The sequence below is a fragment of the Pseudomonas sp. GW704-F2 genome, assembly GCF_059423025.1.
Window position 1 is genome coordinate 1 of record NZ_JBWKXO010000029.1, and the last position, 20,174, is coordinate 20,174.

The 20,174-nt window shown below is 58.7% G+C and carries 25 protein-coding genes and 1 tRNA gene; 16 read left to right on the forward strand and 10 right to left on the reverse strand.

Features of this window, described 5'->3' with window-relative positions; genetic code table 11:
• Nucleotides 1-298: 298 nt before the first annotated feature.
• On the reverse strand, nt 299-1,582 hold the full coding sequence (locus AC07W0_RS21840) for an NAD(P)/FAD-dependent oxidoreductase (protein WP_017847687.1): 1,284 nt from the start codon (nt 1,580-1,582) through the stop codon (nt 299-301).
• Between the two features lie 184 nt (nt 1,583-1,766).
• Here AC07W0_RS21840 and AC07W0_RS21845 point away from each other — a divergent pair.
• Together AC07W0_RS21845 and AC07W0_RS21850 are read left to right on the forward strand one after the other, a co-directional pair.
• Nucleotides 1,767-1,843, forward strand: a tRNA-Val gene (locus AC07W0_RS21845).
• Between the two features lie 550 nt (nt 1,844-2,393).
• On the forward strand, nt 2,394-3,071 hold the full coding sequence (locus AC07W0_RS21850; protein WP_017847685.1) for an HAD family hydrolase: 678 nt from the start codon (nt 2,394-2,396) through the stop codon (nt 3,069-3,071).
• A 19-nt stretch (nt 3,072-3,090) separates the two neighbouring features.
• On the opposite strand, the gene AC07W0_RS21855 is transcribed toward AC07W0_RS21850, so the two are convergent.
• From AC07W0_RS21855 to csrA, 3 genes are all read right to left on the reverse strand, one after another.
• The gene (locus AC07W0_RS21855; RefSeq protein ID WP_017847684.1) at nt 3,091-3,387 is read right to left on the reverse strand and encodes a hypothetical protein; all 297 of its coding nucleotides are present in this window, start codon (nt 3,385-3,387) and stop codon (nt 3,091-3,093) included.
• Nucleotides 3,388-3,482: 95 nt separating this feature from the next.
• Nucleotides 3,483-3,746 carry a hypothetical protein gene (locus AC07W0_RS21860; protein WP_017847683.1) on the reverse strand — a complete coding sequence of 88 codons (264 nt, stop codon included), beginning with the start codon at nt 3,744-3,746 and terminating at the stop codon, nt 3,483-3,485.
• Nucleotides 3,747-3,957: 211 nt separating this feature from the next.
• Nucleotides 3,958-4,152, reverse strand: coding sequence for a carbon storage regulator CsrA (csrA, locus tag AC07W0_RS21865; RefSeq protein ID WP_003192511.1), 195 nt, complete (start codon nt 4,150-4,152; stop codon nt 3,958-3,960).
• A gap of 247 nt (nt 4,153-4,399) precedes the next feature.
• Here csrA and AC07W0_RS21870 point away from each other — a divergent pair, with 247 nt between their 5' ends.
• Entirely contained in the window at nt 4,400-4,780 is a 381-nt protein-coding gene (locus AC07W0_RS21870) for a hypothetical protein (RefSeq protein ID WP_026140121.1), read from the forward strand.
• 43 nt (nt 4,781-4,823) lie between these two features.
• Here the strand turns inward: AC07W0_RS21870 and AC07W0_RS21875 are convergent, their stop codons facing one another.
• The 3 genes from AC07W0_RS21875 to AC07W0_RS21885 form a co-directional block, all read right to left on the reverse strand.
• Complete coding sequence (locus tag AC07W0_RS21875; protein ID WP_017847681.1) at nt 4,824-5,516, reverse strand: endonuclease; 693 nt, start codon at nt 5,514-5,516, stop codon at nt 4,824-4,826.
• Nucleotides 5,517-5,520: 4 nt separating this feature from the next.
• Nucleotides 5,521-5,772 (reverse strand): DUF1654 domain-containing protein, encoded by a 252-nt coding sequence (locus tag AC07W0_RS21880; protein WP_017847680.1) that lies wholly within the window; start codon nt 5,770-5,772, stop codon nt 5,521-5,523.
• Nucleotides 5,773-5,962: 190 nt separating this feature from the next.
• Nucleotides 5,963-7,051, reverse strand: coding sequence for an asparaginase (locus AC07W0_RS21885; protein WP_017847679.1), 1,089 nt, complete (start codon nt 7,049-7,051; stop codon nt 5,963-5,965).
• A 563-nt stretch (nt 7,052-7,614) separates the two neighbouring features.
• Here AC07W0_RS21885 and AC07W0_RS21890 point away from each other — a divergent pair.
• Genes AC07W0_RS21890 through AC07W0_RS21920 form a run of 7 tightly spaced genes read left to right on the forward strand, consistent with a single transcriptional unit; the run spans nt 7,615 to nt 14,582 of the window.
• Complete coding sequence (locus AC07W0_RS21890) at nt 7,615-8,574, forward strand: sugar ABC transporter substrate-binding protein (RefSeq protein WP_102618313.1); 960 nt, start codon at nt 7,615-7,617, stop codon at nt 8,572-8,574.
• Nucleotides 8,575-8,631: 57 nt separating this feature from the next.
• A complete protein-coding gene (locus tag AC07W0_RS21895) occupies nt 8,632-10,185 on the forward strand; it encodes a sugar ABC transporter ATP-binding protein (protein ID WP_102618314.1) in 1,554 nt (517 codons plus the stop codon).
• On the forward strand, nt 10,182-11,159 hold the full coding sequence (locus AC07W0_RS21900; protein ID WP_102618315.1) for an ABC transporter permease: 978 nt from the start codon (nt 10,182-10,184) through the stop codon (nt 11,157-11,159). Before AC07W0_RS21895 ends, AC07W0_RS21900 begins: the two co-directional genes overlap by 4 nt.
• A gap of 3 nt (nt 11,160-11,162) precedes the next feature.
• Nucleotides 11,163-12,185: a LacI family DNA-binding transcriptional regulator gene (locus AC07W0_RS21905; protein WP_046486747.1), complete on the forward strand. Its 1,023-nt coding sequence runs from the start codon at nt 11,163-11,165 to the stop codon at nt 12,183-12,185.
• A 23-nt stretch (nt 12,186-12,208) separates the two neighbouring features.
• On the forward strand, nt 12,209-13,126 hold the full coding sequence (gene rbsK, locus AC07W0_RS21910; RefSeq protein WP_026140118.1) for a ribokinase: 918 nt from the start codon (nt 12,209-12,211) through the stop codon (nt 13,124-13,126).
• Nucleotides 13,123-13,527: a D-ribose pyranase gene (gene rbsD / locus AC07W0_RS21915; RefSeq protein ID WP_017847673.1), complete on the forward strand. Its 405-nt coding sequence runs from the start codon at nt 13,123-13,125 to the stop codon at nt 13,525-13,527. The genes rbsK and rbsD overlap by 4 nt, the downstream gene beginning before the upstream one ends.
• 26 nt (nt 13,528-13,553) lie before the next feature.
• A complete protein-coding gene (locus AC07W0_RS21920; RefSeq protein WP_046382653.1) occupies nt 13,554-14,582 on the forward strand; it encodes a nucleoside hydrolase in 1,029 nt (342 codons plus the stop codon).
• 33 nt (nt 14,583-14,615) lie between these two features.
• Here AC07W0_RS21920 and AC07W0_RS21925 read toward each other — a convergent pair whose 3' ends face one another.
• On the reverse strand, nt 14,616-14,828 hold the full coding sequence (locus tag AC07W0_RS21925) for a hypothetical protein (RefSeq protein ID WP_017847671.1): 213 nt from the start codon (nt 14,826-14,828) through the stop codon (nt 14,616-14,618).
• Nucleotides 14,829-14,999: 171 nt separating this feature from the next.
• Between AC07W0_RS21925 and AC07W0_RS21930 the strand changes: the two genes are divergently transcribed.
• Both AC07W0_RS21930 and AC07W0_RS21935 read left to right on the forward strand, forming a co-directional pair.
• Complete coding sequence (locus AC07W0_RS21930; RefSeq protein WP_026140116.1) at nt 15,000-15,308, forward strand: hypothetical protein; 309 nt, start codon at nt 15,000-15,002, stop codon at nt 15,306-15,308.
• A 144-nt stretch (nt 15,309-15,452) separates the two neighbouring features.
• Nucleotides 15,453-15,773, forward strand: a complete 321-nt coding sequence (locus AC07W0_RS21935) for an I78 family peptidase inhibitor (RefSeq protein WP_017847669.1) — start codon at nt 15,453-15,455, stop codon at nt 15,771-15,773.
• Nucleotides 15,774-15,845: 72 nt separating this feature from the next.
• Here the strand turns inward: AC07W0_RS21935 and AC07W0_RS21940 are convergent, their stop codons facing one another.
• Both AC07W0_RS21940 and AC07W0_RS21945 read right to left on the reverse strand, forming a co-directional pair.
• Complete coding sequence (locus AC07W0_RS21940) at nt 15,846-16,058, reverse strand: cold-shock protein (RefSeq protein ID WP_003234260.1); 213 nt, start codon at nt 16,056-16,058, stop codon at nt 15,846-15,848.
• A gap of 289 nt (nt 16,059-16,347) precedes the next feature.
• Complete coding sequence (locus tag AC07W0_RS21945; RefSeq protein WP_082118816.1) at nt 16,348-16,662, reverse strand: hypothetical protein; 315 nt, start codon at nt 16,660-16,662, stop codon at nt 16,348-16,350.
• 372 nt (nt 16,663-17,034) lie between these two features.
• On the opposite strand from AC07W0_RS21945, the gene thrS reads away from it, so the two are divergent.
• The 4 genes from thrS to rplT are packed head-to-tail and all read left to right on the forward strand — an operon-like array spanning nt 17,035 to nt 20,150.
• Nucleotides 17,035-18,957, forward strand: a complete 1,923-nt coding sequence (gene thrS / locus AC07W0_RS21950) for a threonine--tRNA ligase (RefSeq protein ID WP_017847667.1) — start codon at nt 17,035-17,037, stop codon at nt 18,955-18,957.
• A complete protein-coding gene (infC, locus tag AC07W0_RS21955; protein WP_169850653.1) occupies nt 18,957-19,508 on the forward strand; it encodes a translation initiation factor IF-3 in 552 nt (183 codons plus the stop codon). The genes thrS and infC overlap by 1 nt, the downstream gene beginning before the upstream one ends.
• 60 nt (nt 19,509-19,568) lie before the next feature.
• The gene (rpmI, locus tag AC07W0_RS21960) at nt 19,569-19,763 is read left to right on the forward strand and encodes a 50S ribosomal protein L35 (RefSeq protein ID WP_002553160.1); all 195 of its coding nucleotides are present in this window, start codon (nt 19,569-19,571) and stop codon (nt 19,761-19,763) included.
• A 30-nt stretch (nt 19,764-19,793) separates the two neighbouring features.
• On the forward strand, nt 19,794-20,150 hold the full coding sequence (gene rplT, locus AC07W0_RS21965; protein WP_002553161.1) for a 50S ribosomal protein L20: 357 nt from the start codon (nt 19,794-19,796) through the stop codon (nt 20,148-20,150).
• Nucleotides 20,151-20,174 lie beyond the last annotated feature (24 nt).

The following is a 20,174-nucleotide window of genomic DNA, read 5'->3' on the forward strand; positions in this document are numbered from 1 at the left end:
GCGGTAGTTCAGTCGGTTAGAATACCGGCCTGTCACGCCGGGGGTCGCGGGTTCGAGTCCCGTCCGCTGCGCCATATCTGCTTCAAGGCCCACTGAACGCCTTGCAGCACAAAGAAAGCCGTTGGCTGCCTTTGACCCGATAGCAAAGACCCTGGTCGAAAGACCGGGGTTTTTTGTGTCTGCGATTCAGCATTGATCAGCGCGTGTCGGCAAGCTACCTCAGCCCCTGTGGACGCAAGCTTGCCTGCGATGATGTCGGCTGAGTGCGCCGTGCCAGCATCCCAGGCAAGCCTTCCCATCAGAACCCCAGCTTATCCCGTAGCCCGTAATACCAGGCGCCCATCGCGGCAAACGGCGTGCGCAACAGTTGCCCGCCGGGGAACGGGTAGTGCGGCAGGTCGGCAAACGCGTCAAAACGCTCTGCCTGGCCTCGAAGGGCCTCTGCCAGTACCTTGCCCGCCAGGTGCGTGTACGTCACGCCGTGGCCGCTGCAGCCTTGGGAGTAATAGATGTTGTCGCCCAGGCGACCGACTTGCGGCAAGCGCGACAGGGTCAGCAGGAAATTGCCGGTCCAGGCGTAGTCAATCTTCACATCCTTGAGTTGCGGGAAGGCCTTGAGCATCTTCGGGCGGATGATTGCTTCGATATTGGCCGGGTCCCGCGCGCCATAGACCACGCCACCGCCGAAGATCAGGCGTTTGTCACTGGTCAGGCGGTAGTAGTCGAGCAGGTAGTTGCAATCTTCGACGCAGTAGTCCTGTGGCAATAGCGTTTTGGCCAGTTCGTCCCCCAGCGGTGCGGTGGTGATCACCTGCGTGCCGCACGGCATCGATTTGGCCGCCAATTCCGGCACCAGGTTCCCCAGGTAGGCATTGCCGGCGACGATGATGAACTTCGCCCTGACCTTGCCCTCGGCGGTGTGTACCACTGGGTTGGCGCCGCGCTCGATACGCAATGCGGCTGACTGCTCATAAATCGTGCCGCCGAGGGACTCTACGGCTGCTGCTTCGCCCAGCGCCAGGTTGAGCGGGTGGATATGTCCGCCGCTCATGTCCAGCAGGCCGCCGACGTAATTGTCACAGGCCACCACCTCGCGGATGCGCCGCTCGTCCAGCAACTCCAGCTGCGTATGGCCATAACGCTCCCACAAGCGCTTCTGCGACTCCAGGTGACCCATGTGCTTGCTGTTCAGCGCGGCGAATACTCCACCGTCCTTCAGATCGCACTGAATCTGGTACTTGGCGATCCGCTCACGAATGATCCTGCCGCCCTCGAACGCCATCTGTCCCAGCAACTGCGCCTGCTTCGGCCCGACGCTGCGCTCGATCACATCGATATCGCGGCTGTAGCTGTTGACGATCTGCCCGCCGTTGCGGCCAGACGCGCCAAACCCCACCTTGGCTGCCTCCAGGACTGTCACGCGAAAACCGTTCTCCAGCAGAAACAGCGCGCTGGAGAGTCCGGTGTAGCCAGCACCGATCACGCACACATCGGTTTCGACTTCACCTTGCAGCACTGGGCGAGGCGGAGCCGCATTCGCCGACGCGGCGTAATACGACTGGGGGTAGGGGGTGTTCGCCATCCTGGAACCTCTGTTTTATATTTTTTACGAGTGCCCCGATCCTACCTGAGTTGAAAATTGCCTGCCAGCCGCCCGAAAAATACGGGTGTACGGGCCGAAAATAAAAAATTCGCATATTCATAGGGTTAGCTGCAAAAAAGATGTTGACAGCCCTCCGGAATTCCGTAGAATGCCGCCTCACAGCAGGCACGTAGCTCAGTTGGTTAGAGCACCACCTTGACATGGTGGGGGTCGTTGGTTCGAGTCCAATCGCGCCTACCAAACAAAATCCGCTCTGCTGGGCGGTCTAGAAGGGCTCACCGAAAGGTGGGCCCTTTTTTGTGTGCGCCTGAAATTTGCGCGCAGTTTCGCCACGCCCCGTTCGCGGCGGACGGTGAAGCGGGCGATCAGAAGAAAAGCTGAGCCACCGCTAGCAGACAGATGATCTGGACGAGCATCTGGCCGAGAATTTCGCCATTGAACGTTTCCATATGCGTTTGTCCGGCGTACATAGTGGCTAGCCTCTTTGTCGGCAATATTGCCCTGAACGATGCACAGAACGTGGGGTTGCATTGTTGAGTGTAGTGGCTGAATGAGAATCTTCACGCCGGGCCGACACAAGGCGATCACCCCCCCCCCACGGTTTGTCGGTCTGCAGCGACAATTCTCCCGCCTTGGAAAAAACCACTCGAAACACGTCGCCCCGCCCTGGGCGCTGCCGCTGTAGCGCCGTGGATGCGTCGCGTGAGCGCTGTTGGCGTTTACAAGCGTCGAGGTGATCCGTAGATTGCCTCGAGTCTATTTTTGTCGTCGCCTGCGAGGAAGCCACACCGTGCCCATCCCCGGTTCAGCCGTATTTGCCCAGCGTTATCGCGCCTTCCTGTTCGATATGGATGGCACCTTGCTCAACTCCATTGCGGCTGCCGAACGGGTGTGGAGTATCTGGGCTGAACGTCATGGCCTGGATGTGGCGGCGTTCCTGACCACCATTCATGGCGCACGGGCGATCGATACGATCAGGCGTCAGGCGTTGCCTGGGGTCGATCCTGAGGCTGAGGCGCAATGGATCACCGAGGCTGAGCTGAATGATGTCGAGGGTGTGGTGGCGATTCCCGGCGCCGTTGCGTTCTTGAATGATGTGCCCAGCGATCAATGGGCGTTGGTGACGTCCGCTCCCAGGGAGTTGGCGCTGCGGCGCCTGCAGGCGGCGGGCATCAGTCCGCCGGCGGTGTGGGTGACGGCCGAGGATGTCGCCAACGGCAAGCCGGATCCCGCCTGCTATAGGCTGGGTGCGCAACGTCTGGGTGTCGCGGCCCAGGACTGCCTGGTATTCGAAGATGCGACGGTGGGGATCCGAGCGGGGGAGGCGGCGGGCGCGGATGTGATGGTCGTGACCTCGACGCACCTGACACCCATGGTGACTGCGCATGCCTGGATCGACGGGTATGAGCAGTTTCAGGTGCGGCGCGACGCTGAAGGCCTGCTGCGCGTCGAGCGCCGAATGGAGTGAGGGGAACAGGCTGCGCGTTCTATCGGCCGTGGCCTTCTTCACACGTGCCTGGGGCGCCGGGCGTGTGCAACGGATAATTTTTCACGCCCTGGCGCGACAGCACCATCTCTCTGAGTATCTCATTGGCAAGTCGGGCAATCGCTTCTTCGCCGCGATAGTGCGCGCGCACGATGCCGGTGATTGCGAAGTGGTCGGTGTTCGGGCCGCTGAGAATGGCTGAGAGGGTGCCGTCAGCATGTAATGTGCAGACGACCTTATAGCTGGGCAAGCGCGATGCCAGTGCAGATTCGATTTGGGATTTGCTCAGGGTGTCCATCTGTTTCAACGCCTTTCAGCCGACCGTGCAAGGCCAAGCATAGGTGCTGCTGCAGGGCTGTAAATACCGGCGATCTGATAGCCAGGCATCAGCCGTCAGCGGGTAGTTCTCCGGTGTTCGCCGGGAGCTGCGCGCTGGCACATTTTGCGCTGGACGGTTTTCTGGATCGGCTTGAGGCAGAACACAAACAGGTAGCCGCCGAGCAACAGCGTCAAGTCCAGCCACGACGGCACATCGGTGACGTAGATGTCTTTGATTTCGAACCTCAAGCCGCATTCCAATCCCGCAAAGACGAGCCCGATGAACAGGGCGATCATCCAGGAACGGGCGGCAAAAGGTCGCTTCGTGCTAGGCCTCATCGATGTGCTCCTGAGTGCACTCGTATGGCGGAAGAGGTTCTCACGAGGTTCGGCTGCAAATCATGTAACAAGTTCCGGGCGTAATGACAGTTTCATCTTTTTAGCGACGATGAAAGGACTGGATACGCTGAACGCGAAAAGAACGCGAGCAGGCCAATAGGGTTTTCGCCAGCCGTGACCGTGAACGAAAAGGCTGGCTACTGAAGGCGCTTCAAGGCGTCTGGTTTTTGTCCGGCGCCGTCAGGCCGGCCTGGATGCGCTGGTAGATTTCCTCGCGATGCACGGCAACATCCTTCGGTGCATTGATGCCGATTCGTACTTGCTGGCCGCTGACGCCCAGGATGGTGATCGTAATGTCATCACCGATGTTTATGCTTTCACCAACTTTACGGGTGAGTATCAGCATGGACTTCTCCTTGATTACTTTTAAGGACACATGTTTCAGACAGGGCAGGTGTCGGATGTGTGTAGCTTACTGCTAAGCGCTTCCCTGTGACTGCCTCTTTTAGGACGCATAGAGGCGACATTAATTCCCATGGCGTCATCATACAGGTCTGCGATACATGATTCGCATTGTTTAACCCAACGTTTATGACGGCCAGAATAGACAGTGGATGATAAAGTTGCCTCTTTATCCTTAAAGGAGCAGGGCAGTGCGTAAAGTAGCGATGGCAATGGCAGTGTTGGCATTGGCCGGTTGCGGTGAAGGCAAACGTGTCGAAGAGCCCAGGGCCAAGCCCGCCGTGACTGAAAGCCAGCCGCAAACCGGTGCGATTGCCGCTCAGGAGTGGGACCTGCGCGTGGGCCCGCCGGATCACAAGCTGCAGGCGATCACCGACCTGACCGCCTGGTTGCTGGAGCATGGTTTCAATTTTTATATCGTGAAGGAAGACGGCAAGGATGTGGTGCTGTTGGGGCCATTCCAAACCAGGGCCGAGGCTGAAGCCAAGCAGGCCTTGCTGACGGAAAAACTTGCCCGTGCCAAGAAAAACGACACCGAGTCGCAGATCATCGAACACAAGGTCGCGCAGTAACCGGCCGATTGGGCGGGAAAATACCGATTTTTCCCGCTCGGTTTCAGTTGCAGGCTTTCAGATTCACCGGGCCGACGAACTCGTTGCCGCGCCCCATCACGCAGGCTACCGTCTGATTGCGTTGGCGCTCCCAGGTCTGCACCGGATAGGTCTTGTTCCAGGCTTCGTACAGTTGGCGATCCTGTTTCGACAGGCGCAAGCCGTATTGTTTACTCATGTAAAAATACGTCCGTGCGATCATCCCGCGAATGGACGGACGCGGCATCACCTTCTTGGCCTTGAAGTCGACCTGGGTCAGGCATGAACCGTACTGCCCGCTTTGCACCGGCAGCCAGCCAAAACTGAAGTTGTTCCGGTCGCCATTGACCTCGCCGATGCTCGGCACGAGGTTGTGCAGGTCGGCTTCGGCGCGTTTGAACACGTCGTCATACCGCGTACAGTTCTTGCGCCCGCCATTCTGCCAGCACTGGCGCTGATGCCCGATCTGCCAGGCCGGCACGATATGTTCCCACTCGATGCGCGCGGCGCGGCTGGCGTTTTTGCGTGGGATGTAGCCGCAGGCTTTCAGGTCTACGCGGTTGCCCGTGTATTTGCAGCCGCAATAGAACTCGGTGGATTGTGGTGCGTAGAGCTTCCAGGCGATTTTCTTGGCTTCGCTGAACGTTCGGGGCGCTTGGGCGTGGGCGGCGACGGCAAAAAATAGGCACAAAAACACAGCAGTAAAACGGACACTCATTGAATCAATCTTCCTTCGGCACAACCCAGAAAATCTGCACGCCACCGTCGTCCCGGTAGGCGAGTGTGACGTTGTCGTTCTCTGCAATTTCCTCCAGCAGACGTTGCCATTCGTCCTCCGGTTCATCCGGCAGGCGGAAGATCAAGGCTGCCTTGGCTTTCTGGGCGTTGGTCGAATTGATGATCTTTTGCACACGAAGGGCCAGGCGTTCGTAAGCATCAGGCGGGGTTGGCGCTGCGGAAGAGGACTTTGCCACGGAGTATTCCTTAGTAAGCTGTACGTGCATACAGTATTTAACTGTAGGCGATTTCGCAACTGCTTAAAATTCAACAAGCTCGTCTGACAGTGATTCAAGCGAATTGATGTAGGGCGGGGAGATATGTAGCGAGGGTTTTGCGGGGAAGCAGGGGCGGGCGAATCCGCCCCTGCACAGGTGTTACCAGGAATCAGTATTCCCAGAACATCCGTTGCAGCTCTTTGCTGTCCTGGGTCTTGGTCAGGCCAACCATCGCCAGAATCCGCGCTTTCTGTGGGTTCAGGTCGTGGGCAGCCACCCAGTCGTACTTGTCGTCAGGCTGTTCGGCGTTGCGCAGCACGAAACCGCCGGCATTCACGTGGGACGAGCGAATGATCTGCACGCCTTGCTTGCGCAGTTCCTGCAGGGCCGGGACGACCTTGGAGGACACCGAACCGTTGCCGGTGCCTGCAAAGATGATGGCTTTGGCGCCGGCCTGGGCCAGGGCTTTGGCGGCAGTGTCGCTTACGTTGCCGTAGCCGTAGGCAATTTCGACGTCGGGCAGGCTCTTGATGGTCTTGATGTCGAACTCGGAGTCCATGGTGTGACGCTTGGCCGGCAGGCGGAACCAGTAGGATTTGCCTTCAACCACCATGCCCAACGGGCCCCATGGGCTCTTGAACGCTTCGGTCTTGATGTTGACCATCTTGCTCACGTCGCGACCCGACTGGATCTCGTCGTTCATGGTCACCAGCACGCCCTTGCCGCGGGCATCCTTGCTGCCGGCGACGGCGACGGCGTTGTACAGGTTGAGCATGCCGTCTGCCGACATGGCGGTACCTGGGCGCATCGAGCCGACAACAATGATGGGTTTGTCGGTTTTTTCCACCAGGTTCAGGAAGTAAGCGGTTTCTTCCAGGGTATCGGTGCCGTGGGTGATCACGATGCCGTCGACGTCCTTGCTGTCAGCCAGTTCGGCGACGCGGCGACCCAATTGCAGCAGGTTTTCGTTATTGATGCTTTCGGAGGCAATTTGCATGACTTGCTCGCCGCGCACATTGGCGATCTGGCTAAGCTCGGGAACACCGGCGATCAATTGCTCGATGCCGACTTTGGCTGCCTGGTAGGTGGCGCTGTTAGCGGTGCTGGCGCCGGCGCCGGCAATGGTGCCGCCGGTGGCGAGGATCACCACGTTAGAGAGTTTGGCTTTGGTTTCGACTTCTTTTGCCTGAGCGGCAACGGGGAACAGCAGCAGGAGGGCGAGTGCGCCCGGAACAAAGGTCTTCAGTGCAGATTTCATTATTTTTCTCTCTGGTTTTTGATGAGTGCGGTAGCAAGTTCATCTAGAGCGCTCGGGCGGTTCTGAACGCCTCGAGGTGCAGGAAGGGAGCAGGATTTGTACCAGCCTGAACGTCTCCGTGTTTATTATCTAAGCTGTTGATTTAAAACAAATTAAATTTATCTTTAAGACGGTTTGTCCATGCACTTGTCCGGCTTTCCGAACAAAGCGTGGCTGTTGCGTTCGGTTGTCCGAAAATAATGACGGGATAGTCGCCGGAGGCGTATGACATCGGCGGCACTGCCTGTCGTTTTAGAGAACGATCCGGCGACGGTGATGTTTAATAACCCCGCGAGACAGGCTGGAACGCAGGCGCTAGAGGGCTTGGGTGGAGGGCGGTTTTCTTCCGTTGACAAATCCTGGCAAGGTTCTCATAGTTTGTTTAACGCAAACGTTTGCGAGATGTTTCGCGGGTGCGCCCTGAACGTCTTGAAAGCTCGTATCAGTCACCCGGGTGGGTGGGCTGCCGAAGTGTTCTTCGGTGCAAGCGTTGCTCCCAATAATCATAAGATCGGAGTGAACCCATGAAGCTGCCATTCGCTGGACGTCTTCTTGCTGTCGCTGTGCTTGCCGCCGCATCTGCTGCTCTGCCTCTCTCTTCTGCATTCGCCGCCGACACCGCCGCCAAACCCAAGGTCGGCCTGGTGATGAAATCCCTTGCCAATGAATTCTTCGTCACCATGCAAGAGGGCGCGAAGGACTACCAGAAGTCCCACGCCGCTGATTTCGACATGATCACCAACGGTATCAAGAACGAAACCGATACCAGCGCGCAGATCGATATCGTCAACCAGATGATCCTCGCCAAAGTGAACGCCATCGTCATCGCACCGGCTGACTCCAAGGCACTGGTCACCGTGCTGAAAAAAGCCTCCGATGCCGGCATCAAGGTCGTCAACATCGATAACCGCCTGGACCCGGGCGTGCTGAAAAGCAAAAACCTCGATATTCCCTTCGTCGGCCCGGACAACCGCAAAGGCTCCAAGCTGGTGGGTGATTACCTGGCCAAGCAACTGGCCGCGGGTGACAAGGTCGGCATCATCGAAGGCGTACCGACCACTACCAACGCGCAGCAGCGCACCGCAGGCTACAAGGATGCGATGGACGCGGGCGGCATGAAAATCGTCTCCACCCAATCGGGCAACTGGGAAATCGACCAGGGCCAGAAGGTCGCCTCTGCGATGCTGAGCGAATACCCCGACCTCAAGGCGCTGTTGGCCGGTAACGACAACATGGCCCTGGGCGCCGTCTCGGCTGTGCGTGCGGCAGGCAAAGCCGGCAAGGTTCTGGTCGTAGGCTACGACAACATCGCCGCGATCAAGCCGATGCTGCAGGACGGCCGTGTCCTGGCGACCGCCGACCAGGCCGCGGCACAGCAGGCCGTGTTCGGTATCCAGAACGCGCTCAAGCTGGTCAAGGGTGAGAAGGTCGACGCTCAAGACGGCGTGATCGAAACCCCGGTCGAACTCGTCCTCAAGAAGTAATCCCGGCTGCACCCAACAGCGTCCGCTCACCCTGAGCGGACGCCTGGAGATTTTCCTATGTCATCTTCCGCCCCGAACGCTGTCCTCTCGGTCAGCGGTATCGGTAAGACCTATGCCCAGCCGGTTCTGTCCGACATCACCTTGACGCTCAATCGCGGGGAAGTGCTGGCGCTGACCGGTGAAAACGGCGCAGGCAAAAGTACCTTGTCGAAGATTATCGGCGGGTTGGTCACACCGACCACCGGGCACATGCAATTCAACGGTCAGGACTACCGCCCCGGCAGTCGCACCCAGGCCGAAGAGCTGGGCGTGCGGATGGTCATGCAGGAACTCAACCTGCTGCCGACGCTGACAGTGGCCGAAAACCTGTTCCTGGACAACTTGCCCAGCCACTGTGGCTGGATCAGCCGCAAGCAGCTGCGTAGCGCGGCGATCGAAGCGATGGCGCAGGTCGGCCTGGATGCGATCGACCCGGACACCCTGGTCGGCAGCCTGGGTATCGGCCATCAGCAAATGGTCGAGATCGCCCGCAACCTGATCGGCGACTGCCATGTGCTGATTCTCGACGAACCCACGGCTATGTTGACCGCCCGTGAAGTCGAGATGCTGTTTGAGCAAATCACCCGCCTGCAGGCCCGGGGCGTGGCGATCATTTATATTTCACACCGGCTCGAAGAGTTGGCCCGTGTCGCCCAACGCATTGCAGTACTGCGTGACGGCAAACTGGTCTGCGTCGAGCCGATGGCCAATTACAACAGCGAGCAACTGGTGACCTTGATGGTCGGCCGCGAGCTGGGCGAGCACATTGATCTGGGGCCCCGTACCATCGGCGGCCCGGCCTTGACGGTGAAAGGGCTGACCCGTGCGGACAAGGTCCGCGACGTCTCCTTTGAAGTGCGTGCCGGCGAGATCTATGGCATCTCCGGCCTGATCGGCGCCGGCCGCACGGAATTGCTGCGCCTGATCTTCGGTGCCGACCTGGCCGACAGCGGCACCATTGCCCTGGGGTCGCCGGCCCAAGTGGTGAGCATTCGCTCGCCGGTCGACGCAGTGGGCCACGGCATCGCCCTGATCACCGAAGACCGCAAGGGCGAAGGCCTGCTGCTGACGCAATCCATCAGCGCGAATATCGCCTTGGGCAACATGCCGGAAATTTCCGGCGGCGGTGTGGTAAATAGTCGCGACGAAACCGCCCTGGCCAAGCGTCAGATCGATGCCATGCGTATCCGCAGTTCCAGTCCGGCGCAGTTGGTGTCCGAATTGTCCGGCGGTAATCAGCAGAAAGTTGTGATTGGCCGCTGGCTGGAGCGCGACTGCTCGGTGATGCTGTTCGATGAGCCGACCCGTGGCATCGACGTGGGGGCCAAGTTCGACATTTACGCCTTGCTCGGCGAGTTGACCCGCCAGGGCAAAGCACTGGTGGTGGTGTCCAGCGACCTGCGCGAACTGATGTTGATCTGTGACCGCATCGGCGTGCTCTCTGCCGGGCGGTTGATCGAGACCTTCGAGCGCGACCGCTGGACCCAGGATGAATTGCTCGCTGCCGCCTTCGCCGGCTATCAGAAACGTGACGCGCTGCTCAATGACGCAGCGCTTAGGGATGCCCAATGAAAACAACAACTTCCCCTGCTAAAGCAGGCGGTAACTTTTACGGCCTGGGCACCTACCTGGGGCTGGCGGGTGCGTTGCTGGCGATGATTGCGCTGTTTTCGGTGCTCAGCGATCACTTCTTGTCCTACGACACCTTCAGCACCCTGGCCAACCAGATCCCGGACCTGATGGTGCTGGCGGTGGGCATGACCTTCATCCTGATCATCGGCGGAATCGACCTATCGGTGGGCTCGGTGCTGGCGCTGGCGGCGTCGGCGGTCAGCGTGGCGATTCTCGGCTGGGGCTGGAGCGTGTTGCCGGCCGCCGTGCTCGGCATGGGCTGCGCCGCGTTGGCCGGCACCATCACCGGCTCGATCACCGTGGCCTGGCGGATTCCGTCGTTCATCGTGTCCCTTGGCGTACTGGAAATGGCACGCGGCGTGGCGTACCAGATGACCGGCTCGCGCACGGCTTATATCGGTGACTCCTTTGCCTGGCTGTCCAATCCGATCGCCTTCGGGATTTCGCCTTCGTTCATCATCGCTTTGCTGGTGATCGTCGTCGCCCAACTGGTGTTGACTCGCACGGTGTTCGGCCGTTACTTGATCGGTATCGGTACCAATGAAGAAGCCGTGCGTCTGGCCGGGATCAATCCCAAACCTTACAAGATCCTGGTGTTCAGCCTGATGGGCCTGCTGGCGGGTGTTGCGGCGCTGTTCCAGATATCGCGCCTGGAGGCGGCAGACCCGAACGCCGGGTCCGGCCTGGAACTGCAAGTGATCGCGGCCGTGGTGATCGGCGGCACCAGCCTGATGGGCGGGCGCGGCTCGGTGATCAGTACGTTCTTCGGTGTGTTGATTATTTCGGTATTGGCGGCTGGCCTGGCGCAGATCGGTGCCACCGAACCCACCAAGCGCATCATCACCGGGGCCGTGATCGTGATTGCCGTGGTCCTCGATACCTACCGCAGTCAACGCGCCAGTCGGCGGGGCTGAACCATGGCGACGATTAAGGATGTGGCAGCACTTGCAGGTATTTCCTACACCACCGTGTCGCATGTGGTGAACAAGACGCGCCCGGTCAGCGAGCCGGTGCGCCTCAAGGTGGAAGCGGCGATCAAGCAACTGGACTATGTGCCCAGCGCCGTGGCGCGTTCGCTCAAGGCCAAGACCACCGCCACTATCGGCCTGCTTGTGCCCAACAGCCTCAACCCGTATTTCGCCGAGCTGGCCCGGGGGATCGAGGATTACTGCGAGCGTAATGGCTATTGCGTGATCCTCTGCAACTCCGACGATAACGCCGAAAAGCAACGCAGCTATTTGCGAGTGTTGCTGGAAAAGCGCGTCGATGGCTTGATCGTGACCTCGGTGGGCGGCGACGACAGCGGCCTGGCCGCGGGCTTGAGCGCGGTCCGCACGCCCATGGTGATTGTCGACCGGGCGTTGGACGGTATTGATGTCGACCTGGTGCGTATAGATCACGAGCAGGGCGCCTACCTGGCGACCCGGCATTTACTTGAACTGGGCCATCGGGACATCGCCTGCATCGGCGGCCCCGGCCATACCCGTGTGGCACAAATGCGTCTGGCGGGGTATCACCGCGCTTTGCGCGAGGCGGGTATCGACGTTGCCGCCAATCGCACCCTGGAAAGCGACTTCACCAGCACCGGCGGTTATGCCGCGGCAGTGAAGTTGCTGTCGGAAAACCCGCCGAGTGCGATTTTCGCCAGCAACGACATGATCGGTTTCGGCGTGTTGCGTGCGGCAGCCGAGCGCAACATCCGCGTGCCGAGCGAATTGTCGGTGATCGGCTTCGATGACATCCAAATGGGCCGTTACGTGTACCCGGCGCTGACCACGGTCGGGCAGTCGATCGTGCAATTGGGCGAGACGGCGGCCGAGTTGTTACTGCGACGAATTGCGACCCCCCAACTGCCGATCGATCAACGCATCGTGACGCCGAGTATTGTCTTGCGTGAGTCGACGGCGCCACTTGCCGGTGTATTCGCGCAATACCGCTGAACCGAATTGATGAGTACTGATGTATGCCAGCAAAAGTAGTGGTAGTAGGCAGCTTGAACATGGACCTGGTCACCCGCGCCAGCCGGTTGCCCCGCGCCGGTGAAACCCTGATCGGCCAATCGTTCTCCACCGTCCCCGGCGGCAAGGGCGCGAACCAGGCCGTCGCATCGGCGCGGCTGGGGGCTGAGGTGGCGATGATCGGCTGCATCGGCTCTGACGCCTACGGCATCCAATTGCGCGATGCGTTGCTGGTCGAAGGCATCGATTGCCAGGCTGTGAGCCGTGTCGACGGGTCCAGCGGTGTGGCGTTGATTGTGGTGGACGACAGCAGCCAGAACGCGATCGTGATCGTTGCCGGCAGTAACGGTGAGCTGACGCCCGCTTCGTTGCAGGCGGCTGATGCGGTGTTGCAGGCCGCCGACGTAATCGTCTGTCAGCTTGAAGTGCCGCTGGAGACCGTCGGGTATGCGCTCAAGCGCGGGCGTGAACTGGGCAAGACGGTGATCCTCAATCCGGCCCCGGCCAGTGGTCCTTTGCCGGCGCAGTGGTATGCCTCGATCGATTACCTGATCCCCAACGAAAGCGAAGCCACCGCCCTGAGCGGCGTGACGGTGGACTCCCTGGACAGCGCCAAGCTCGCCGCGGCGCAGTTGATCAAGGCCGGCGCAGCTAAAGTGATCATCACCCTCGGCGCTCAGGGCGCGCTGTTCAGCGATGGCAACCGTGTTGAGCACCTGGCAGCACCCAACGTCAAGGCGGTGGACACCACGGCTGCCGGCGACACGTTCGTCGGCGGTTTTGCCGCAGCGCTGGCCCATGGCAAAAGCGAAGCCGAGGCGATTCGTTTTGGTCAGGTGGCGGCCGCGCTGTCAGTCACCCGCGCCGGCGCGCAACCCTCTATTCCTACGCTGCACGACGTTCAAGGTTTTGTGCCCTCATGAAAAAGACACCGCTGCTCAATATCGCCCTGTCACGCCTGATCGCCTCCCTCGGGCATGGCGATATCCTGGTTATCGGCGATGCTGGCCTGCCCGTGCCGTCGGGCGTCGAGTTGATCGACTTGGCCCTGACCCAGGGCATTCCCGACTTCATCAGCACCTTGCGCATTGTGCTCAGCGAAATGCAGGTGGAAAGCCACGTGCTGGCCGAAGAAATCCTGCTCAAGCAGCCGCCGGCGCTCAGCGCACTCAATGCCCTGACCGACCAGGCGGCGCTCGGCGAGCGGCGTCTGCTCAGTCATGACGCATTCAAGCAACTGAGCCGCAGCGCGCGTGCCATTGTCCGCACGGGCGAGTGCCAGCCTTATTGCAATATCGCACTGGTGTCCGGCGTCACGTTCTAGAGTTCCCCAACGACAAGGAGTGTTTCATGCCGCGTAATCTTCCAACCCTGAGAAATCTGTTCCGGAGTGTTTTGCTTTTGTCTGCACTCACCGCAGTGAGCGCCCAAGCGGCGGAAAAAATCGACCTGATCATCGACACCGACCCAGGTGCCGACGATGTAGTTGCCTTGCTGTTTGCCATGGCCTCCCCGGAGGAGTTGAACATTCGGGCGCTGACCACCGTCGCCGGCAATGTGCGCCTGGACAAGACCTCGCGTAACGCGCGCCTGGCTCGTGAATGGGCGGGGCGAGAGGACATCCCGGTGTACGCGGGCGCGCCGAAACCGCTGCTGCGCACGCCGATCTACGCCGAAAATATCCATGGCAAGGAAGGCATTTCCGGTGTCGCCGTACATGAGCCGAAAAAGGCCCTGGCCGAAGGCAATGCCGTTGATTACCTGATCAAGACGCTGAGCACCGCCAAGCCGCACAGCATCACCATCGCCATGCTTGGCCCGCAGACCAACCTGGCGTTGGCGCTGACCCAGGCGCCTGAGATCACCCAGGGCATCAAGGAAGTGGTGGTGATGGGCGGCGCGCACTTCAACGGCGGCAATATCACGCCGGTGGCCGAGTTCAACCTGTTCGCCGACCCGGTCGCGGCCGAGATTGTGCTCAAGAGTGGCGTCAAGCTGACCTATCTGCCGTTGGACGTGACCCACAAGGTGCTGACCAGTGAAGCGCGCCTGAAGAAGATCGCCGACATCAACAACAACGCGAGCAAAGTCGTCGGCGATATTCTCAATGAATACGTCAAAGGCGATATGGAGCACTACGGCATTCCTGGCGGCCCGGTGCATGACGCCACAGTCATCGCGTATCTGCTCAAGCCTTCGTTGTTCAGCGGGCGTCAGGCCAATATGGTGGTGGACAGCCGCGAAGGGCCGACCTTTGGCCAGACCATCGTCGATTGGTATGACGGCCTGAAGCAGGAAAAGAATGTGTTCTGGGTTGAGAATGGCGACGCCCAGGGCTTTTTCGATCTGTTGACCGAGCGCCTGGCGCGCCTGAAGTAAGGTGATTGCCGGTCGGTGCTCGCCGGCCGGTGCTTAATCGCGCCCGGGGTTGTGTGCGCCCATGTGATCGGCCGGGTATTTCTCGAAAACCTGGCCAATGAACGCTTGCGCGGCCTGGGTGCCCAACTCCTTGACCAACAGGTCGATACCGATGATCGCCAATTCTTCCGGGCTTCCGGGGCTGTAGGAACTCTGCCCTTGGGGCCACTTGGCTTTGATGTCGGCTTGGAGCGTTACGGTGGTCATGGGTGTCTCACGAGCTGGAAGTACGGGGTGATGCGCTAAAACGCGGTTCTTACGTCGGCAGTTAAGCATTTTGTACGGCGTTTGGCACTGCTACTTACGCATGAGGTATTTCGAAATGAGGCAAGCAGTGTGCGACACTGTCAGCCTGTTTTAATGACCGGGGAACACCGCGTGCAGATCGACTTGAACAACCCCGAGAACCTGACATTGGCCGCCGTGCGCCAACTGCTTGCCAGTGCCAGTGATGATGAACACACTCAATTGCGAGTCACCAGGGCAGGTATTGCCTACATCTCCTCCGGCAAGGCCGTCGGCGGCGTCGATATCGATGGGTTGCTGTTTCGCCTGGAAACCTGGGCCAAGGGCTCCGGTTACGTCGGAAACGTGGCCGCCAGCGATGAGGTCTGGGTCACACAGATTTTCAATGCCTTGAAGCAGAACTGGCCTAAGCCACCGTTTGACTACATCGACATCTACTGAATTCGTTCATATCTGGTGACGATTGATCGGGCGAATGCCTGCCCTGAGTCAGGCAGACTTGCCAGCAGGCGATTTACGTCTTGAAACCAATCCGCCTGATCGCTGTCGCACGATCTCTGTCCATTTTTTATCATAGGAGGCTTCATGCCTTGGAAGCTCGCATCATTCGGTACTTTGTTGGCGGCACTCGCGTTGGCGGGTTGCAGCACCCCGGGTACCTCTGAGCCAGCCAAAGATGCCGCCGTGACCGATGCCGGTCATAGCCGCTGTGAGGCGAAGGCCGCCGAGTTCACGATCGGCCAGAAAGCCTCGCCCCAGTTGCTGGAGCAAGCGCGTACCCGTGCCGGTGCGCAGAACGCCCGAATTCTCAAGCCTAACGATATGATCACCCTGGAATACCGCTCCGACCGCCTTAACCTCAACACCGACGATAACCTGGTGATCACCCGGGTCAATTGCGGCTGATAGCCACAGGCTTTTGCAGCGCCCATAAAAAACCCCGTCACATGGACGGGGTTTTTTTAGCTCAGCGGAGAATTACTCGCCGCGAACCTGTGCAGCTTGCATACCCTTTTGGCCTTTCTCAGCCACGAAGGAAACGGTTTGGCCTTCTTTCAGGCTTTTGAAACCGTCGCTTTCGATAGCTTTGAAGTGTACGAACAGGTCGTCACCGCCACCTTGAGGAGTGATGAAGCCGAAGCCTTTTTCATCGTTGAACCATTTAACGGTGCCGGTTTGGCGATTAGACATGGTGTATCTCCAAGAAACATATATTTTCAGTAGTGCTGTGCTGCTCAGGCCAACTGGGCACACAGGGCTATCATAGTCGAAATGTTCGGCTTGGGAGCCCCCCCAAGGCACTGTTTGCTAATCAATAGCCCCGGGTTTAGTCCTTCGGTTGGCTGAAAGCCCCGATCTACGGGGCTTTCGCACGAAATATCAGCTGGTAAAAAAAGCCGTAAAAGCTGTGTATTTTGTGCGAAATGGCAGTTTTAAGAGGGTTTTTACCGAAAAACTGCCATCCGAATTGCAGCGATTCTTACTTTTTCTTCACGACTTTGCAGGACGAAATAGCCGAGACTGCTTTGTTTTTAAGCGCCTGGCTCGCGTTCTGGTTGGTCATGAGTTCCTTGATTTCCGCGGTGCTCAATTCAGCATTGATCTTGTCGGCGCCGCATTCGCAGTGTGCTTTGGCGGTTTTGATGTCCACGTTCTGGCTGGCGGCTGAGCTGCAGTCTTTGACGAATGCGTCCCTGGCGCCCGCAGGCCAGTTCGAAGGAGCGGCGGCCTGTGCGCCGAGGGAGAGAAGGGTAAGGGATGCTGCAAGCGCGAAGGTCGAGGAAAAACGCATCATTAAATGCTCCTAAAGTCGTGAGGACGAATGGCGATTCTCGGCGGATTTGACGGGGGACGTACAGCTCAAGTTCACTTTTGCCGCTATAAAAGAAAAGCGGGAATTTGTTATTGGCTGTGGCGCCGTGGGCGCGATGACCGTTCATCTGTGCTAGCATCGTGTGCTTGGCTATTTCCGGGCGCGCCAAATGCCGCCTTGCCATGTTTCTTTTTGTCCACTCCAGTCACTCTGGTTCGATCACCGGTTGGCCGAAAGGCTCCTGCCGCTGTAAGGCAGGCGTTCATCACTGAACGGCCTGGTATTGGATCTTGTACTGGCTCATCCCAACCCACGTGACCTTTGGTAGGGGTCACCACTAGGAGAGGAGGCGCCATGCCAACTATTACTCTTCCCGATGGCAGTCAACGTTCATTCGATCATTCGGTTTCCGTAGCCGAGGTCGCCGCATCCATTGGTGCCGGCCTGGCCAAGGCCACCGTGGCCGGCAAGGTCGACGGCAAGCTGGTTGACGCCAGCGACCTGATCACCGCCGATGCCAGCCTGCAAATCATCACGCCCAAGGATCAAGAGGGGCTGGAGATCATTCGCCACTCTTGCGCACACCTGATTGGCCACGCGGTCAAGCAGTTGTACCCGACGGCGAAAATGGTGATCGGCCCGGTCATCGACGATGGCTTCTATTATGACATCGCCTACGAGCGTCCTTTTACTCCGGACGATCTGGCCGCGATCGAACAGCGCATGCACGCGCTGATCGAAAAAGATTACGACGTGATCAAGAAAGTCACGCCGCGCGCCGAAGTGATCGACGTGTTCACTGCCCGTGGCGAAGACTACAAGCTGCGCCTGGTGGAAGACATGCCGGACGAACAGGCCATGGGCCTGTACTACCACGAAGAATACGTCGACATGTGCCGTGGCCCGCACGTGCCGAACACGCGTTTCCTCAAATCGTTCAAGTTGACCAAGCTGTCCGGCGCCTACTGGCGCGGCGACGCGAAGAACGAGCAACTGCAGCGGATCTACGGCACGGCCTGGGCTGACAAGAAGCAGCTGGCCGCCTACGTCCAGCGCATCGAAGAAGCCGAGAAGCGCGACCACCGCAAGATCGGCAAGCGCCTGAACCTGTTCCACCTCCAGGAAGAAGCGCCGGGCATGGTGTTCTGGCACCCGAACGGCTGGACCCTGTATCAGGTGCTCGAGCAGTACATGCGCAAGGTTCAGCGCGAAAACGGCTACCTGGAGATCAAGACTCCCCAGGTTGTTGACCGCAGCCTGTGGGAGAAATCCGGGCACTGGGCCAACTACGCCGACAACATGTTCACTACCCAGTCGGAAAACCGCGACTACGCCATCAAGCCGATGAACTGCCCTTGCCACGTGCAGGTGTTCAACCAAGGCCTGAAGAGCTATCGCGAGTTGCCGATGCGCCTGGCCGAGTTCGGTGCCTGCCACCGCAACGAGCCGTCGGGTGCGCTGCACGGCATCATGCGCGTGCGCGGCTTCACTCAGGACGACGCCCACATCTTCTGCACCGAAGAGCAGATGCAGGCCGAGTCTGCTGCGTTCATCAAGCTGACCATGGACGTTTATCGCGATTTCGGCTTTACCGAAGTCGAAATGAAGCTGTCCACTCGTCCGGAAAAACGCGTCGGTTCCGATGAATTGTGGGATCGCGCCGAAGCCGCACTGGCCGCTGCGCTAGACAGCGCGGGCCTTGCGTATGATCTGCAGCCGGGTGAGGGCGCCTTCTACGGTCCGAAAATCGAGTTTTCGCTGAAAGATTGTCTTGGTCGTGTCTGGCAATGTGGTACTTTGCAGCTCGATTTTAACCTGCCGATCCGTCTGGGAGCCGAATACGTCTCCGAAGACAACAGCCGTAAACACCCGGTTATGCTGCACCGGGCGATCCTCGGCTCGTTCGAACGGTTCGTCGGTATCCTGATCGAGCACTACGAGGGCGCATTCCCCGCGTGGTTGGCTCCGACTCAGGCAGTGATCATGAATATCACTGATAAACAGGCCGATTTTGCTGCTGAAGTTGAAAAAACTCTCAACGAAAGCGGATTTCGTGCCAAGTCCGACTTGAGAAATGAAAAGATCGGCTTTAAAATCCGCGAGCATACTTTGCTCAAGGTTCCCTATCTTTTGGTTATCGGAGATCGGGAAGTCGAGATGCAGACTGTCGCTGTGCGTACTCGTGAAGGTGCTGACCTGGGCTCGATGCCCGTCGCCCAGTTCGCTGAGTTCCTCGCGCAAGCGGTTTCCCGGCGTGGTCGCCCAGATTCGGAGTAATTATTATTAAGCGTGAAATGAGACAAGATAAACGAGCTGCACCGAAAGCCCCGATCAACGAGAATATCTCGGCACGCGAGGTTCGGTTAATTGGCGCTGACGGCGAGCAGATTGGCATCGTCTCGATTGATGAAGCGCTTCGTATCGCTGAAGAGTCCAAACTGGACCTGGTGGAAATTTCCGCCGACGCAGTCCCACCTGTTTGCCGGGTGATGGACTACGGCAAGTCGATCTTCGAAAAGAAGAAGCAGATTGCTGCGGCGAAGAAGAACCAGAAGCAGATTCAAGTAAAAGAAATCAAGTTTCGTCCAGGGACGGAGGAAGGGGATTACCAGGTAAAACTGCGCAACCTGGTACGTTTCCTGAGTGATGGGGACAGGGCCAAGGTATCCTTGCGATTCCGCGGCCGTGAGATGGCCCACCAGGAGCTGGGGATGGAACTCCTCAAGCGGGTTGAAGCTGACCTGCTCGAGTACGGTTCGGTCGAACAGCATCCTAAGATGGAAGGACGCCAACTGATCATGGTCATCGCCCCGAAAAAGAAGAAGTAATCAATAGGGCACGGCAGGCCTTCTGATTATGTTTATCAACTGAATGCGGAGTATCCGAACATGCCAAAGATGAAGACTAAAAGTGGTGCTGCTAAGCGGTTTCTGAAAACTGCTAACGGTATCAAGCACAAGCACGCTTTCAAGAGCCACATCCTGACCAAAATGTCGACCAAGCGTAAGCGTCAACTGCGCGGTAGCAGCTTGCTGCATCCGTCTGACGTGGCAAAAGTCGAGCGCATGCTGCGCCTTCGTTAATTTTTGGATCAAGAATAGAGGAAGTAACTCATGGCTCGTGTAAAGCGTGGCGTCATTGCCCGTAAGCGTCACAAAAAAATTCTGAAACTTGCTAAAGGCTACTACGGCGCGCGTTCACGCGTATTCCGTGTTGCCAAGCAAGCGGTAATCAAGGCAGGCCAATACGCCTACCGTGACCGTCGTCAGAAAAAACGTCAGTTCCGCGCTCTGTGGATCGCTCGTATCAACGCTGGTGCTCGTGTTAACGGTCTGTCCTACAGCCGTTTCATCGCTGGCCTGAAAAAAGCGTCCATCGAGATCGACCGTAAGGTTCTGGCTGATCTGGCAGTGAACGAAAAAGCGGCGTTTGCTGCGATTGTCGAGAAAGCTAAAGCCACCTTGGCTTAAGTACCCCCGACAGTCACCCTGGGC